The sequence below is a fragment of the Ferruginivarius sediminum genome (assembly GCF_003344765.1).
In the GTDB taxonomy this organism is placed as follows: domain Bacteria; phylum Pseudomonadota; class Alphaproteobacteria; order Kiloniellales; family Rhodovibrionaceae; genus Ferruginivarius; species Ferruginivarius sediminum.
Genome location: NZ_QPMH01000003.1, coordinates 149,593 through 162,746, shown reverse-complemented (window position 1 = coordinate 162,746; position 13,154 = coordinate 149,593). Strand labels below are relative to the sequence as shown.

Here is a 13,154-nt window from a genome sequence, read left to right as displayed (position 1 = left end):
GCCTGGGTTCGGGTAGCGCCTCGGATGATGCATCAGGAAATGCATGAATGAAATAATTCTAATTTTTGAATGCTGTAGCGCGACATGCCGTCACGCGGCGAAATGGACCATCGCACGCCGGAAAGCGCGCGTTATCACTCGACGCCCAGGCCCTGGGTGGGTAATCCTTGGAGATGGAGGTGAGGGACATGTCCATACGCGCCACGATGGACCCGCGCCAGCTTGGCACGGTGTCGCTGTTCGAAGGACTGGACGACAGGGGCCTGGAACGCGTCCTGCAGGCGGCCTCGATCCGGAAAGTCGCGGCCGGTCAGGCGATCTTCGAGCAGGAGGACGCCGCCGACACCGTCTTCGTCATGGTGGCCGGCCACGCCAAGGTGGCCAAGCGCGGCGCGGACGGCCAGGAAACCGTGATCGGCTTCATCAATCCCTGGGAGATGATGGGCTGCGTCGCCGTGTGCGGCGGCACCGGCTATCCGGGGACCGCGACGGCGGTGGAGGATAGCTGGTTGCTGGCATGGTCCCGCGCCACCATCGAGCGGTTGATGGACGAGCATTCCCGCATCGCCCGCAACGCACTCTCCACCATCAGCGGCCGCCTGCAAAGCATGCAGACGCGTCTGCACGAGGTCTCGAACGAACGGGTGGAGCGGCGGATCGCCCACACCCTGCGGCGTCTCGCCGACGCCTCGGGCCGCGACACGAGGCAGGGGCGGGAAATCGCCTTCCCGATCACGCGCCAGGACCTGGCCGAGATGACCGGCACCACCCTCCATACCGTCAGCCGCACCCTCTCGGCCTGGCACCAGCAAGGCATCGTCGAAAGTGCCCGCCAGCGCATCATCGTGCGCGACGCGAGCGCGCTGGAGCGGATCGCGGAGAGCGAGTAGAGGGGCGGTCGCGTTTTCAACACAACCCAAGCGCCAGTCGGGCGTCCTCGCTCATCTTTTCCGGCGACCAGGGCGGGGTCCAGGTGAGGGTGACGCTGACGGTGCCGACGCCTGCGGTGCCGGTGATCGCCTCTGCCACCATCTTCGGGATCTCGCCGGCGACGGGGCAGCTTGGGGCGGTCAGGGTCATCACCACGTAGACGTCGCCGGCGGAGTTGATGTCCAGTTCGTAGATCAGGCCGAGGTCGTAGACGTTCAGCGGGATCTCGGGGTCGTAGACCTTGCGCACCGCTTCGACCACAGCTTCGCGCGGCGCGGGGGCTTCGCCGGCCGCCAGCCGGCTTCCGGCCCGCGCGGTCATGCCCTCGGTCCGCGCCGGGTCCAGCATGTCCAAGAGCGACGGTGCTTCGGTACCGTGGTTCGTCATGGCGTGCCTCCTTCGGCGCCTCGTACTCAGCCCCGGTCGACGCGCGGGCCGCAGAGCTTGTGGGTGTAGGTCAGGAGATACAGCGCGAACGCGCCCAGCCACGCGCCCCCGGACCAGGCGACGAGCGGCAGGTAATAAGACGGCAACAACCCCGCCGCGATGCGCAGAAGGGCGGCGGCGAGGACAGCCAGGTAGATCACCGTCGTCGCCGGATCTGCGCTCAGCTTGCGGCCGGTGTGGCCCAGCGTCGCCCGCGTCATCATCGCCAGCATCATCGTGCCCATCAGCCCGGCGGTCAGCGCATGCAGCGCGGTGGAGGGGCCCAGCGCCGCGGGCAGCAGCGCGCTTGCGGCCATCAGCGCCAGGCCCACCGGCAGCCACAGGTAGCCGAGGTGCAGGATCCACAGCAGCGGCTCCCGCCACGTCCGCCAGCCCTGCCAGCGCAGCAGCCGGGCGAGGTTGCCGGCCGTCGCCAGCACCGCCAGCACGCCGGTAAGGACGGTCTGCGCGCCGGCGAGCCAGGCCACGAAGGTGGCGGCGGTGAGCAGCATGACCGCGACATCGAAGCGCCCGAACTCCGCCGGCATCGGCCCGCCGCGTCCCGTGGCGCTCAGCCAGTTGCGGGTGAAGGCGGGGATGATGCGCCCGCCGATAAGCGCGACCAGCATGGCAATGGTGACCACGCCCAGCCGGCCGCCCAGCGTGGCGGTGGCGGCGATGTCCAGCGCCTCGGCGTGGACGAGCGCGTTGCCGGCCAGAAGCAGGCCGGGGGCGATGGCGACGGGCAGGTTGCGGAAGTTGCGGCCCGCCAGGACCTGTGCCGCCGTGCGGGCGAAGACAACCGCCAGGAACGCCAGGTCGACGGCGGCGACCAGCGGCACGCCCAGCGTCCCGCTTGCCAGCATCGCCGCCCGACCGGCCAGCCACAGCACGGCAAGCGCGGCGAGGCCCACGCCCTTCAGGCCGGGCCGTCCGGTCCAGCTTGGCACCGCGGTCAGGAGGAAGCCGGCGACGATAGCGGCGGCAAAGCCGTAGACCATCTCGTGCGCGTGCCACATCACGGCGGGATAGGCGTCGGCGAATTGCAGGCCGCCGCGCAGAACGGTCACCCACAGCGCCAGCGACACCGCCGACCATGCCGCGCCGAGGAGAAAGAACGGCCGGAATCCCACATCGAACAGGGCGAAGCGGAAGGCGCCGCCCCGCCTGTGATTGGTGGTTTCGAACGTGCTCATCGCGCCTCTCCCGAATCTGGTCCGTCCCGACTATGCAGGCGTGAAAGCGGCGCTGTTTGCGCTGGCGCAAGCAAGTCGCATCGTCGAGGTGAAAGACTGCCGCACTTGCTCGGCATACGCTGGCAGGCCCAGGTGGATCGCTTGTCTACCTGGTTGCCTGTCATGCTGTGCGATGGCATCGAGAGACGGAGGGACATCGAGATGGGCATCTTCAGATCGACCGCCGGAACCTTGCTCGCGCTGGCGCTTGCCGTCGCGGCCGCTCACGCGGGCGCGGCGGAGCCGGTCGGCCCGAAGCTTCCGCCGAAGGTCCGCGGCCTGCTGCTGCAGGAGATGAACGCGGTGCTGGCCGCCAGCCACGAGATCCAGGACGCCATCATCCAGGGCCAGGACGGCGTCGTCGCCGAGAAGGCCCAGGCGATCTACGACAGCTTCATCCTGGACCAGCAGATGACCGACGAGGATCGCCAGGCCTTGCGCGCGGCGGTACCGGAGGCGTTCGTCAAGCGGGACCAGGCGTTCCATGAACTCACGGGCCGTTTGGCGCAGGCCGCGCGGGACGGTGATGGGGCGCGGCAGCGCGAGCTGTTCGGCGACATGATCGAGGCCTGCGCCGCCTGTCACGCGCGCTACGCGACCAACCGATTCCCGGCGTTCACAGCCGAATAGCGGTCGCCGGGCCGTCGGTTGGGGAATGTTCACCGTCGCGACCGGTCAAGCGGCTTGCCCCAGCTCCAACGATGATTACGCCGGCGAACATGCAAATGACGCACATGAACGGCTGTGCGCTCGCCTTCCGGCGTTGGGTGCCGACGGCGCGCGGCCCGTTTGGGCGCGAAGGAAGGGAAGGACGACATGCTCGACGTCACGCCGGATACCAGCGTGGATGCCCCCGAAAAGCCGGAGCCGGAAAGCACTGACTGGGCCGACATCAAGGTTTGGCGGCGCGGCCTGCGCAAGGCGATCCTCGCGCGGCGCGGCGAATTGAGCCGGGAGCGGCGCGAGGCCCTGCGCGACGCCGTGGCGCAGCGCATCCGCGACGGCTTTCCCGAGCTTGCGGGCCACACCATCGGCTTCTACTGGCCGATCCAGGCCGAACTGGACCTGCGCCACCTCGTCGCCGGGTTCATCGAGGCCGGCGCCAAGGCGGCGCTGCCCGTGGTGGTGGAGAAGAACGCGCCGGTGGAGTTCTGGGCGTGGGAGCCCGGCATGCGGATGGTCAAGGGCTTCTGGGACATTCCCCAGCCGCCCGAGCGTCGCGTGGTGACGCCAACGGCCTGCCTCGTCCCGATGGTCGGGTTCGACAGCGCTTGCTATCGCCTGGGCTATGGCGGTGGCTATTTCGACCGCACCCTGGCGGCTTTCGGCGAGAACAAGCCGTTTTGCATCGGTATTGCCCTGGAGATGGGCCGGCTCAAGACGATCCACCCGCAGCCGCACGACATCCCCTTCGAGGCGGTGGTGACGGAGTCCGACACCTTCCGGCGCGCGGCCTGAGGGGGGCGCCGGTGGTGGGCGCCTGCCGTCACCCGGCGTAGACCGCCACCAGTTCGAGCTGCAGGAAGCCGATCAGCATCACGACGTTGAGCGCCCAGGCCACCGTCAGGCCGCGCGCTAGGTGCGTGTAGAGTTCCTTGCGCGTGTTCGGCGCGCAGCGCCACACTGCAACCACGATCCATGCCGTGTAGGCCAGTACGATCGGTAGCAACACCTGCTGGACCGCGAAGGCCTTGCCCAGCAGCGCGGCGGCGAAGATCGCCGCCAGCACGAGGCTGCCCAGGACGCCGTAAAGCCAGTAGATGCGCCACAGCAGCCCTTCGCCGCGCCAATAGCGGGCGAGGAAATTGCCAGGGCCGCCACGCCCGGAATTCTGTGCGGTGCCCGCCTGGATCATGAGTTTACCTCCTCTTTTGGCGAGGTTGTTGCCGTGCCGGCGTGTACTCCGGCAAGCCGCGCGTCGTCGGCCGCGCGCGCTTTCCTTGCCGTTTCGTGCCGGTTCGCCATGTTGCGTGCGATCGTGCGCCAGTCCGATTTTCGCAGACGTTTGCGGGCGAGTGGAAGCACGATGTTGTTCTCGTATCCAATGTGCCGGCGCTGCTCGGCGGTGAAGCGCGCCGCGGCAAAACCAAACGACGTGCGGTCGGCGGGCGCTTCTCCCGCGGCAATCGCCTCCAGGCCCCGCAAGAGTTCCTCGTCGGACTCCGCGATGCCGGCATGATCCCGCGATAGCTGGCCGAAGAGGTCGTCGATCTCGTCGTCGAGCGTGCAGCGCCGGCGCAAGGCCGGGAACAGGTCCTCCTCCTCGTCGCGCACGTGCAAGGCAAGCGGCCCGGCGATATAGGCCAGCACGAAGCGCGCCATGCGCCGGGAAGGGCGCCGCCTGGCCGCGATGGTGTCGATCATCTCGCAGACCTCGCGCTTACGCTGGTGCTCTGCTCGTAGGTAGGCGAAGGGATCCTTCAACAACGAGGCCGGAATCTCAGTTATTCGCGGATCAGGTTGCCGCTGCGCCATGACCGTTCTCCCCGGCAAGCCGCCGCCGCAGCATGAGGTTGAGGCAGCCGGCCGCGCTCAGCCGGCCGTCCTGGAGGTAGCCGACAAGCTGCGTCCATTCGTCCTCTTCCGCGCCGTTCAGGAAGGCTGTAACGGACTCCTGAACGAAGGTCCCCAGGCTTTCCCCGGCCGCCGCCGCGGCGGCCTGGGCGCGGGCCAGCAGGACGATGTCGGGCTCCTCGGCCAGAAGCGCCACCGGGTCGGGGTGGCGGCCGGCGTCGCGAAGGACCTGTCCCAGCAGCATGGCAAGCCTCCCTATTGCACCAGCGGGCTTTGCGCGCCGTCCATCTCGAAGCCCCGGATGTCCGCCTGTCCGGCCAGGATGCGGACGTACTGCGCGGCCGCGCGGCGATAGACCCGCTCGCGCAGGTATTCGGCGATCCGCTCCTTCACCGCCTCGAACGGCAGTTCCTGGCCCGGCTCCCGACGGTCCAGGCGGACCACATGCAGGCCGAAGCGCGTGGGCACCGGAACCGGGCAAAGCTGGCCTTCCTCCAGGCTGTCCAGGAAGGTCTCGAACTCCGGCACAGTCTGGCCGCGCGTCACCTGGCCCAGGCTGCCGCCGTCCTTCGACGACGGGCAGGCCGAGCGCGCGCGTGCCAGCTCGGCGAAGCGGGCGGGGTCATCCTGAATCTCCGCGATGGTGACCTTGGCCCTTTCCTCCGCTTCCTCGCGCGCCGCGCTGTCGTCGGGGTCGGCGGGGAAGAAGATGTGTGCGGCCTCGTACAGTTCCGGGCTTTGGAAGCGCTGGCGGTTGTTGTCGTAGTAGTGGCGGCAGGTCGCCTCGTCCGCCGTCGGCAGGTCGAGCTGGTCGTCCAGAAGCTGGCGGATCTGGCTGTCCTCGTCGGTCTCCCGCTTGCCCTCGGCCAGAAGTTGCGGGTCGGGCGCGAAGTTCAGCCGCCGCGCCTCCTGCAGGAGAAGCTCCCGGACGACGAGGGCGCGCGTCGCCTCTTCCCGCGCCTCGCTCAGGGTTTCGGAAGGGTGGTTCTGCGTTTCGGTCGCGATCTGCTGCTCGTCGATCTCGACGCCGTTGACCGTGACGCTCATGGCAATTCACTCCCTGCCGGAAGAGGGCGGGAACGCCCCCTCCCGGCGATACGCATGTCTCAGGCGGTGCGCCGATGGTTGCGGGTGCGCACGATCTGGTAACCGCGCCGGCCGAAGTACCAGACCGGGACGGACCAGATGTGCACCAGCCGGGTGAAGGGGAACACCAGGAACACCGTCAGGCCGAGGAACAGGTGCAGCTTGAAGATCCAGTGTACGCCGGCCACCAGGTCGGCGACGCCGGGCTGGAAGGTCCAGATGCCCTGCGCCCAGGTCATGAAGGTCACCATCATTTGCCCGTCCAGGTGTCCGGCCGAGATAGGTATCGTCAGCAGGCCCAGCACGAGCTGCGCGTAAAGCAGCAACAGCACCGCGATGTCGCCGAACGAACTGGTGCGCCGGATACGCGGGTCGCCCAGCCGCCGGTGGATCAGCATGGTGGCACCGACGAGCGCGGCCACCCCGGCGATGCCGCCGACGGTCATGGCCATGATCTGCTTGAAGGTGTGGCCGATGCCGAAGAAATCGTACACCGCGACCGGCACCAACAGGCCGAAGAGATGGCCGAAGAAGACGATGATGACGCCGATGTGGAACAGGTTGCTGCCCCAGCGAAGCTGCTTGCGCCGCAAAAGCTGGCTGGAGCCGCTACGCCAGGTGAACTGCTCGCGGTCGAAGCGGATCAGGCTGCCCAGGAAGAACACCGCCAGGCAGATATAGGGGTAATAGCCGAAAAGCAGCGTATTGATGTAGTCGCCCATGGCTCTCGTCCTCTCGTTCAGCCGCGCGCGCTGGATTGGCCGGCGTCCTTGCCCCGGCCCTTGGCGGCGGCGATCCGCTCGGCGATCTGCTTGATGCGGCCGCAGTCGTTGCCGCCGGTGCCCGGCGCCTGCGGGCCGAAGGTGACCGGCTCTTCCGCCCAGGTCTTGTCCAGGCGGGCCTTGTCGTTGGGATCGTCGTCCCCTTCCGCCAGCAGCACGTCCAGCTCGCCCCGGTCGGCCTTGGCCTCCGACAGGTATTCCAGCGCCTGGAACACGGCGGCATAGCTGGACCCACGGCGCTTCAGCCGCTCGCCCACGGCGGCGACGACGTGGATCGGCTGGCCCAGGCGCTGGCGCGCCTGCTCCGCGCCAAGCGTGGAGAGGTATTCCAGGTAGAGCGGCAGGAAGTCCGGCAGTTCGTTGTCGGCGATCTCCAGGCCGGCCTGGGCGTACATCGTGCGCAGGTCGACCATCGCCTGACCGCGGTCGCGGGATTCGCCGTGCACGTGCTCGAACAGGTGCAGCGAGCGGGAGCGGCTGCGGTCAAAGAGGTCGACGTAACGCTCCTCCAGGTCCATCTGGTCCCATTCGGCAAGCTCTTGCAGCAGGGGCTTCAGCGCCGCGATGCACTTGCCGTCCAGCAGTCCCTCGGCCGTCAACACGGCTTCGATCTCGCCGCCGCGCGCTGCTCCGATCAGGTTCTCGCCGGGGTAGGAGAGCAGCGCGGCCAGGGCCTTGTAGGTCTGCATCACTCCATCTCCATCGGATTGCGGGCCGAGGTCGCGCGGCGGGCCAGGCCGAACAGGTTCGCCTCGCTGTCGCCGCCGGAGCAGCCGTTGCCGAACGAGAAGCCGCAGGAGCCGCGCAGGGTATAGGCGTCCTCGGCATTCTCGCGGTGGGTCGTGGGGATGACGAAGCGGTCCTCGTAGTTCGCGATGGCCATGATCCGGTACATCTCCTCGATCTCGTTTCCGGTCAGGCCGACGCGCTCGGCCACCGCCTCGTCGATGAAGCCGTCGACGGTCTTGGCGCGCATGTACTGGCGCATCGCCATCATCCGCTCCAGCGCCTGCACGACCGGCTTCTCGCGGCCGGCGGTCAGCAGGTTCGCCAGGTATTTCACCGGGATTCGAAGCTGCGAGACGTCGGGCATGCCCTGCTCAAGCGCGATCTTGCCGCTTTCCGCCGCGCTCTGGATCGGCGACAGCGGCGGGCAGTACCAGACCATCGGCAGCGTGCGGTACTCCGGGTGCAGCGGGAAGGCGATCTTCCATTCCATCGCCATTTTCCACACCGGGGAGTGCTTGGCGGCTTCCAGCCACGCCTCGGGGATGCCGTCCTTGCGGGCCTGTTCCTGCACGTCCGGGTCGAAGGGATCGAGGAAGACCTTGAGCTGCGCCTCGTAGAGGTTGCCCTCGTCGGCGACGCTGGCCGCCTCCTCGATCTTGTCGGCGTCGTAGAGAATGACGCCCAGGTAGCGGATGCGCCCGACGCAGGTCTCCGAGCAGACCGTCGGCAAGCCCGCCTCGATGCGCGGGAAGCAGAAGGTGCACTTCTCCGATTTGCCGGTGGCCCAGTTGTAATAGATCTTCTTGTAAGGGCAGCCCGAGACGCACATCCGCCAGCCACGGCACTTGTCCTGGTCGATCAGGACAATGCCGTCCTCCTCGCGCTTGTAGATCGCGCCCGAGGGACAGGCGGCCACGCAGGTCGGGTTCAGGCAGTGCTCGCACAGCCTGGGCAGGTACATCATGAAGGTGTTCTCGAACTCGCCGTAGATCTCCTTCTCGACGTCGGCGAAGTTGTAGTCCTTCGAGCGCTTCGAGAACTCGCCGCCCAGGATCTCCTCCCAGTTCGGGCCCCATTCGATCTTCGACATCCGCTCGCCCGAGACCAGCGAGCGCGGCCGCGCCGTTGGCGGCGCCTTCATCTCGGGCGCGGTGTGCAGGTGCTCGTAATCGAAGGTGAAGGGCTCGTAGTAGTCGTCGATCTCCGGCAGGTCCGGATTGGCGAATATCTTCGCCAGCACGCGCCACTTGCTGCCCATGCGCGGCTCGATCCTGCCGTTGCGTTTGCGCTGCCAGCCGCCGTTCCAGCGGTCCTGGTTCTCCCAGTCCTTGGGATAGCCGATGCCGGGCTTGGTCTCGACGTTGTTGAACCAGGCGTATTCCATGCCCTCGCGGCTGGTCCACACGTTCTTGCAGGTGACGGAACAGGTGTGACAGCCGATGCACTTGTCGAGGTTCAGGACCTTGCCGATCTGTGCGCGGATTCTCATTGGTCTAACTCCTCAGCGCGTCGCTGCTTTGGCGGGGTTTGGGGGACGTGCCCCCACCCTGTCCCTCCCCCACTTGCGTGGGGGAGGGGACGATAATCGAGCAGTCTTCGTCCCCTCTCCCCGTGTACGGGGAGAGGGCCAGGGTGAGGGGTCTTTCCTCTGGAAGCATCTTCATCCCCTCCTACTCCGCCGCCTGCTGGCCGTCCTGGACCAGCGTCGGGCTTTCCGGGTCATCCAGCCAGTCGACGACCTTCATCTTGCGCACGACGATGAATTCGTCGCGGTTGGAGCCGACGGTGCCGTAGTAGTTGAAGCCATAGCTCTGCTGGGCGTAGCCGCCGATCATGTGCGTCGGCTTCACAACGGTGCGGGTGACAGAGTTGTGGATGCCGCCACGCGTGCCGGTGATCTCGCTGCCCGGCACGTTCACGATCTTCTCCTGCGCGTGATACATGAGCGCCATGCCCTCCTTCACGCGCTGGGAGACGACGGCGCGGGCCGTAAGCGCGCCGTTGGCGTTGTAGGCCTCGATCCAGTCGTTGTCCTCGATGCCCGCCTTCTGGGCGTCGCGCTCGCTGATCCAGACGATCGGGCCGCCGCGCGAAAGGGTGAGCATCAGCAGGTTGTCGGTATAGGTGCTGTGGATGCCCCACTTCTGGTGCGGCGTGATGAAGTTCAGCGCGATCTGCGGATTGCCGTTGGACTCCACCTCGTTGTCCAGGTGCGCCTTGATCGACTTGGTATCGATCGGCGGCCGGTAGACGCAGAGCTGCTCGCCGAACGCCCGCATCCAGGCGTGATCCTGGTAGAGCTGCTGGCGTCCCGACAGCGTGCGCCAGGGGATCAACTCGTGGACGTTGGTGTAGCTGGCGCTGTAGCTGACCTTCTCGCTCTCCAGGCCGGACCAGATCGGCGAGGAGATGATCTTGCGCGGCTGGGCCTGGATATCGCGATAGCGGATCTTGTCGTCCTCGCGCGGCACTGCCAGGTGCGTATGGTCGCGGCCGGTCTGCTTGCCCAGCGACTCCCAGGACTTCACGGCCACCTCGCCGTTGGTCTCGGGTGCCAGCGACATGACGACCTCGCAGGCGCCGATGTCCGTCTCGATCCGGGCCAGGCCCTTGGTCGGCCCTTCCTCGACGACGGTGCCGTTCAGCCGGCGCAGGTAGTCCACTTCCTCCTTCGTGTCCCAGGCGATGCCCTTGCCGCCGTTGCCGGCCTGCTCCATCAGCGGACCCAGCGCGGTAAAGCGCTTGTAGACGTTGGGGTAGTCGCGCTCGATCACCTTTATGGCGGGCATGGTCTTGCCGGGGATGGGGTCGACCTCGCCTTTCTTCCATTCCTTCACGTCCATGGCCTGGGCAAGCTCGCCCGGGCTGTCGTGCAGGATGGGAACCAGCACGGTGTCCTTCTCCACGCCCAGGACCTCGGGCGCGATCTCGGAGAACTTGCGCGCGATGGACTTGTAGATGTCCCAGTCGGTGCGCGATTCCCATACCGGGTCCACCGCCGCCGACAGCGGGTGGATAAAGGGATGCATGTCCGAGGTGTTGAGGTCGTTCTTCTCGTACCAGGTGGCCGTCGGCAGCACGACGTCGGAGTAGAGGCACGTCGTCGACATGCGGAAGTCGAGGGTCACCAGCAGATCCAGCTTGCCCTCCGGCGCCTCGTCGTGCCAGGCGACCTCCTTCGGCTTCTGTTCGCCCGTCTCGCCCAGGTCCTTGCCCTGGACGCCGTGCTGCGTACCCAGCAGGTGCTTCAGGAAGTACTCGTGACCCTTGCCGGACGAGCCCAGCAGGTTAGAGCGCCAGACGAACAGGTTGCGCGGCCAGTTGACCGGATTGTCCGGGTCCTCGCAGGCGAAGTTGATGTCGCCGGCCTTCAGCTTTTCGGCCAGATAGTCGGGAACCTCCTTGCCTGCCTTCTCCGCCTCGCCCGCAATATGCAGCGGGTTGCGGTCGAGTTGCGGGGCGGACGGCAGCCAGCCCATCCGCTCGGCGCGGACGTTGAAGTCGATCAGGCTGTAGTCGGTCCAGTCGCCCTCCGGCGCGGTGGGCGAGAGGATTTCCGAGACCGGCAGCTTCTCGTAGCGCCACTGGTCGGTGTGGGCGTACCAGTAGCTGGTCGAGTTCATGTGCCGTGGCGGCCGCGCCCAGTCGAGGGCGAAGGCCAGGTTCGTCCAGCCGGTCTGCGGGCGCAGCTTCTCCTGGCCGACATAGTGCGACCAGCCGCCGCCGGACTGACCCACGCAACCGCACATCACCAGCATGTTGATGATGCCGCGGTAGATCATGTCCATGTGGTACCAGTGGTTCAGGCCGGCGCCGACGATCACCATCGACTTGCCCTGGGTCTTGTCGGCGTTCTCGGCGAAAGCGCGAGCGACGGTGATGGCATGGTCGCGCGGCACGCCGGTGATGCGCTCCTGCCAGGCCGGGGTGTAGGGCACGTCGTCGTCGTAGCTCTCGGCCACGTTCTCGCCGCCCAGCCCCCGGTCGACGCCGTAGTTGCCGGCGAACAGGTCGAAGACGGTGGCGGCCAGCACCTCGGTGCCGTCGGCCAGTTCCACCCGCGTCACCGGCACGTTGCGCACCAGCGTGTCGGGGTGGTCGGTACCGGTGAAATAGTCGTGCTTGCGGTTCCCGAAGTAGGGGAAGGCAACCTGCGCCACATCGTCCTTGTCGTAGAGCGAGGTCAGGCGCAGCTCGATGTCGCGGCCCTCGGCGTCCTTGTCCTCCAGGTTCCACTTGCCCGGATCGCCCCAGCGGAAGCCGATGGAGCCGCGCGGCACCACCATCGCGCCGCTCTTGCGGTCATAGGCGACGGTCTTCCACTCCGCATTGTTCTCCTGCCCCAGGCCGTCCTCGAAGTCGCTGGCGCGCAGCAGGCGGTCCGAGACGTAGACGCCGTCCTTCTCCTTCAACTGCACCAGCATCGGCATGTCGGTGTACTTCCGGCAGTAGTCCTGGAAGTAGTCGGAATGCCGGTCCAGGTGGAACTCGCGCATGATGACGTGGCCCATCGCCATCGCCAGCGCGGCGTCGGTGCCCTGCTTCGGCGACAGCCACAGGTCGGCGAACTTCGAAGCCTCGGAATAGTCCGGGGTGACGACGACGCTCTTCGCGCCCTTGTAGCGGACCTCGGTGTAGAAGTGGGCGTCTGGCGTGCGCGTCTGCGGGACGTTGGAGCCCCAGAGGATCAGGAAGCTGGAGTTGTACCAGTCCGCGCTCTCCGGCACGTCCGTCTGCTCGCCCCAGGTCTGCGGCGAGGAGGGCGGCAGGTCGCAGTACCAGTCGTAGAACGACATGCAGGTGCCGCCCAGGAGCGACAGGTAGCGCGTGCCCGCCGCGTAGGACACCATCGACATCGCCGGGATCGGGGAGAAGCCGGCGATGCGATCGGGGCCGTACTGCTTAATGGTGTGGGCATTCGCGGCGGCGACGATCTCGGTCGCCTCGTCCCAGCTTGCCCGCACGAAGCCGCCCAGGCCCCGGCGCGACTTGTAGTCCCGCGACTTCTCCGGATCCTGCGCGATCGACTTCCAGGCCTCGACCGGGCTCTTGGTCTCGCGCGCTTCCCGCCACAGCCGCAGCAGGCGCTTGCGGATCATCGGGTACTTCAGGCGGTTGCCGGAGTAGAGGTACCAGGAGTAGCTGGCCCCGCGCGAGCAGCCGCGCGGCTCGTGGTTCGGCATGTCGGGACGCGTGCGCGGATAGTCGGTCTGCTGCGTCTCCCAGGTGACGATGCCGCCCTTGACGTGGATCTTCCAGCTGCACGAGCCGGTGCAATTCACGCCGTGGGTGGAGCGCACGACCTTGTCGTGCTGCCAGCGGGCGCGGTAGCCCTCCTCCCAGCCACGGTTCTCGTTGGTGACGATGCCATGGCCGTTCGAGAACTCGCCGACGTTCTTGCGGAAGAAGGTCAGGCGGTCGAGGAAGTGGCTCATCTTTCAATCTCTCCAGT

13 protein-coding genes are annotated in these 13,154 nt (G+C 67.2%); 3 read left to right on the top strand and 10 right to left on the bottom strand.

All coding sequences use genetic code 11. The annotated features are described in order from the left end of the window. Positions 1-188: 188 nt before the first annotated feature. Entirely contained in the window at positions 189-890 is a 702-nt protein-coding gene (locus tag DRB17_RS04555) for a Crp/Fnr family transcriptional regulator (protein ID WP_161958698.1), read from the top strand. 16 nt (positions 891-906) lie between these two features. On the opposite strand, the gene DRB17_RS04550 is transcribed toward DRB17_RS04555, so the two are convergent. Both DRB17_RS04550 and DRB17_RS04545 read right to left on the bottom strand, forming a co-directional pair. Beyond that, on the bottom strand, positions 907-1,317 hold the full coding sequence (locus tag DRB17_RS04550; RefSeq protein WP_241503742.1) for an iron-sulfur cluster assembly protein: 411 nt from the start codon (positions 1,315-1,317) through the stop codon (positions 907-909). A 26-nt stretch (positions 1,318-1,343) separates the two neighbouring features. Beyond that, the gene (locus DRB17_RS04545) at positions 1,344-2,552 is read right to left on the bottom strand and encodes an NnrS family protein (RefSeq protein WP_114580999.1); all 1,209 of its coding nucleotides are present in this window, start codon (positions 2,550-2,552) and stop codon (positions 1,344-1,346) included. Between the two features lie 201 nt (positions 2,553-2,753). Here DRB17_RS04545 and DRB17_RS04540 point away from each other — a divergent pair, with 201 nt between their 5' ends. Then, positions 2,754-3,221, top strand: coding sequence for a cytochrome c (locus DRB17_RS04540; RefSeq protein WP_161958697.1), 468 nt, complete (start codon positions 2,754-2,756; stop codon positions 3,219-3,221). A gap of 186 nt (positions 3,222-3,407) precedes the next feature. After that, complete coding sequence (locus DRB17_RS04535; RefSeq protein ID WP_147274800.1) at positions 3,408-4,049, top strand: 5-formyltetrahydrofolate cyclo-ligase; 642 nt, start codon at positions 3,408-3,410, stop codon at positions 4,047-4,049. Between the two features lie 28 nt (positions 4,050-4,077). On the opposite strand, the gene DRB17_RS20125 is transcribed toward DRB17_RS04535, so the two are convergent. The 8 genes from DRB17_RS20125 to DRB17_RS04495 all read right to left on the bottom strand — a co-directional run bounded on the left by DRB17_RS20125 (position 4,078) and on the right by DRB17_RS04495 (position 13,137). Continuing rightward, positions 4,078-4,446, bottom strand: a complete 369-nt coding sequence (locus DRB17_RS20125; protein WP_153242354.1) for a hypothetical protein — start codon at positions 4,444-4,446, stop codon at positions 4,078-4,080. Further along, on the bottom strand, positions 4,443-5,066 hold the full coding sequence (locus tag DRB17_RS04525) for a hemerythrin domain-containing protein (RefSeq protein ID WP_114580995.1): 624 nt from the start codon (positions 5,064-5,066) through the stop codon (positions 4,443-4,445). The genes DRB17_RS20125 and DRB17_RS04525 overlap by 4 nt, the downstream gene beginning before the upstream one ends. Next, complete coding sequence (locus DRB17_RS04520; protein ID WP_114580994.1) at positions 5,047-5,349, bottom strand: hypothetical protein; 303 nt, start codon at positions 5,347-5,349, stop codon at positions 5,047-5,049. The genes DRB17_RS04525 and DRB17_RS04520 overlap by 20 nt, the downstream gene beginning before the upstream one ends. A gap of 11 nt (positions 5,350-5,360) precedes the next feature. Beyond that, positions 5,361-6,152, bottom strand: a complete 792-nt coding sequence (locus tag DRB17_RS04515; RefSeq protein WP_114580993.1) for a peptidylprolyl isomerase — start codon at positions 6,150-6,152, stop codon at positions 5,361-5,363. Positions 6,153-6,211: 59 nt separating this feature from the next. Next, positions 6,212-6,913, bottom strand: coding sequence for a respiratory nitrate reductase subunit gamma (narI, locus tag DRB17_RS04510; RefSeq protein ID WP_114580992.1), 702 nt, complete (start codon positions 6,911-6,913; stop codon positions 6,212-6,214). A 17-nt stretch (positions 6,914-6,930) separates the two neighbouring features. Next, a complete protein-coding gene (gene narJ, locus DRB17_RS04505) occupies positions 6,931-7,662 on the bottom strand; it encodes a nitrate reductase molybdenum cofactor assembly chaperone (RefSeq protein WP_114580991.1) in 732 nt (243 codons plus the stop codon). Then, positions 7,662-9,191, bottom strand: coding sequence for a nitrate reductase subunit beta (gene narH, locus DRB17_RS04500; RefSeq protein WP_114580990.1), 1,530 nt, complete (start codon positions 9,189-9,191; stop codon positions 7,662-7,664). The genes narJ and narH overlap by 1 nt, the downstream gene beginning before the upstream one ends. Positions 9,192-9,372: 181 nt before the next feature. Further along, positions 9,373-13,137, bottom strand: a complete 3,765-nt coding sequence (locus DRB17_RS04495; protein ID WP_114580989.1) for a nitrate reductase subunit alpha — start codon at positions 13,135-13,137, stop codon at positions 9,373-9,375. Positions 13,138-13,154: the final 17 nt, after the last annotated feature.

Excerpts from the sequence above, each read along its gene's own strand:
- narH (WP_114580990.1), bottom strand. The coding sequence starts at position 9,191 with ATGAGAATCCGCGCACAGATCGGCAAGGTCCTGAACCTCGACAAGTGC.
- DRB17_RS04535 (WP_147274800.1), top strand. The coding sequence starts at position 3,408 with ATGCTCGACGTCACGCCGGATACCAGCGTGGATGCCCCCGAAAAGCCG.
- DRB17_RS20125 (WP_153242354.1), bottom strand. The coding sequence starts at position 4,446 with ATGATCCAGGCGGGCACCGCACAGAATTCCGGGCGTGGCGGCCCTGGC.
- DRB17_RS04550 (WP_241503742.1), bottom strand. The coding sequence starts at position 1,317 with ATGACGAACCACGGTACCGAAGCACCGTCGCTCTTGGACATGCTGGAC.
- DRB17_RS04545 (WP_114580999.1), bottom strand. The coding sequence starts at position 2,552 with ATGAGCACGTTCGAAACCACCAATCACAGGCGGGGCGGCGCCTTCCGC.
- narJ (WP_114580991.1), bottom strand. The coding sequence starts at position 7,662 with ATGCAGACCTACAAGGCCCTGGCCGCGCTGCTCTCCTACCCCGGCGAG.
- DRB17_RS04525 (WP_114580995.1), bottom strand. The coding sequence starts at position 5,066 with ATGGCGCAGCGGCAACCTGATCCGCGAATAACTGAGATTCCGGCCTCG.
- DRB17_RS04495 (WP_114580989.1), bottom strand. The coding sequence starts at position 13,137 with ATGAGCCACTTCCTCGACCGCCTGACCTTCTTCCGCAAGAACGTCGGC.
- DRB17_RS04520 (WP_114580994.1), bottom strand. The coding sequence starts at position 5,349 with ATGCTGCTGGGACAGGTCCTTCGCGACGCCGGCCGCCACCCCGACCCG.
- DRB17_RS04540 (WP_161958697.1), top strand. The coding sequence starts at position 2,754 with ATGGGCATCTTCAGATCGACCGCCGGAACCTTGCTCGCGCTGGCGCTT.
- DRB17_RS04555 (WP_161958698.1), top strand. The coding sequence starts at position 189 with ATGTCCATACGCGCCACGATGGACCCGCGCCAGCTTGGCACGGTGTCG.
- DRB17_RS04515 (WP_114580993.1), bottom strand. The coding sequence starts at position 6,152 with ATGAGCGTCACGGTCAACGGCGTCGAGATCGACGAGCAGCAGATCGCG.
- narI (WP_114580992.1), bottom strand. The coding sequence starts at position 6,913 with ATGGGCGACTACATCAATACGCTGCTTTTCGGCTATTACCCCTATATC.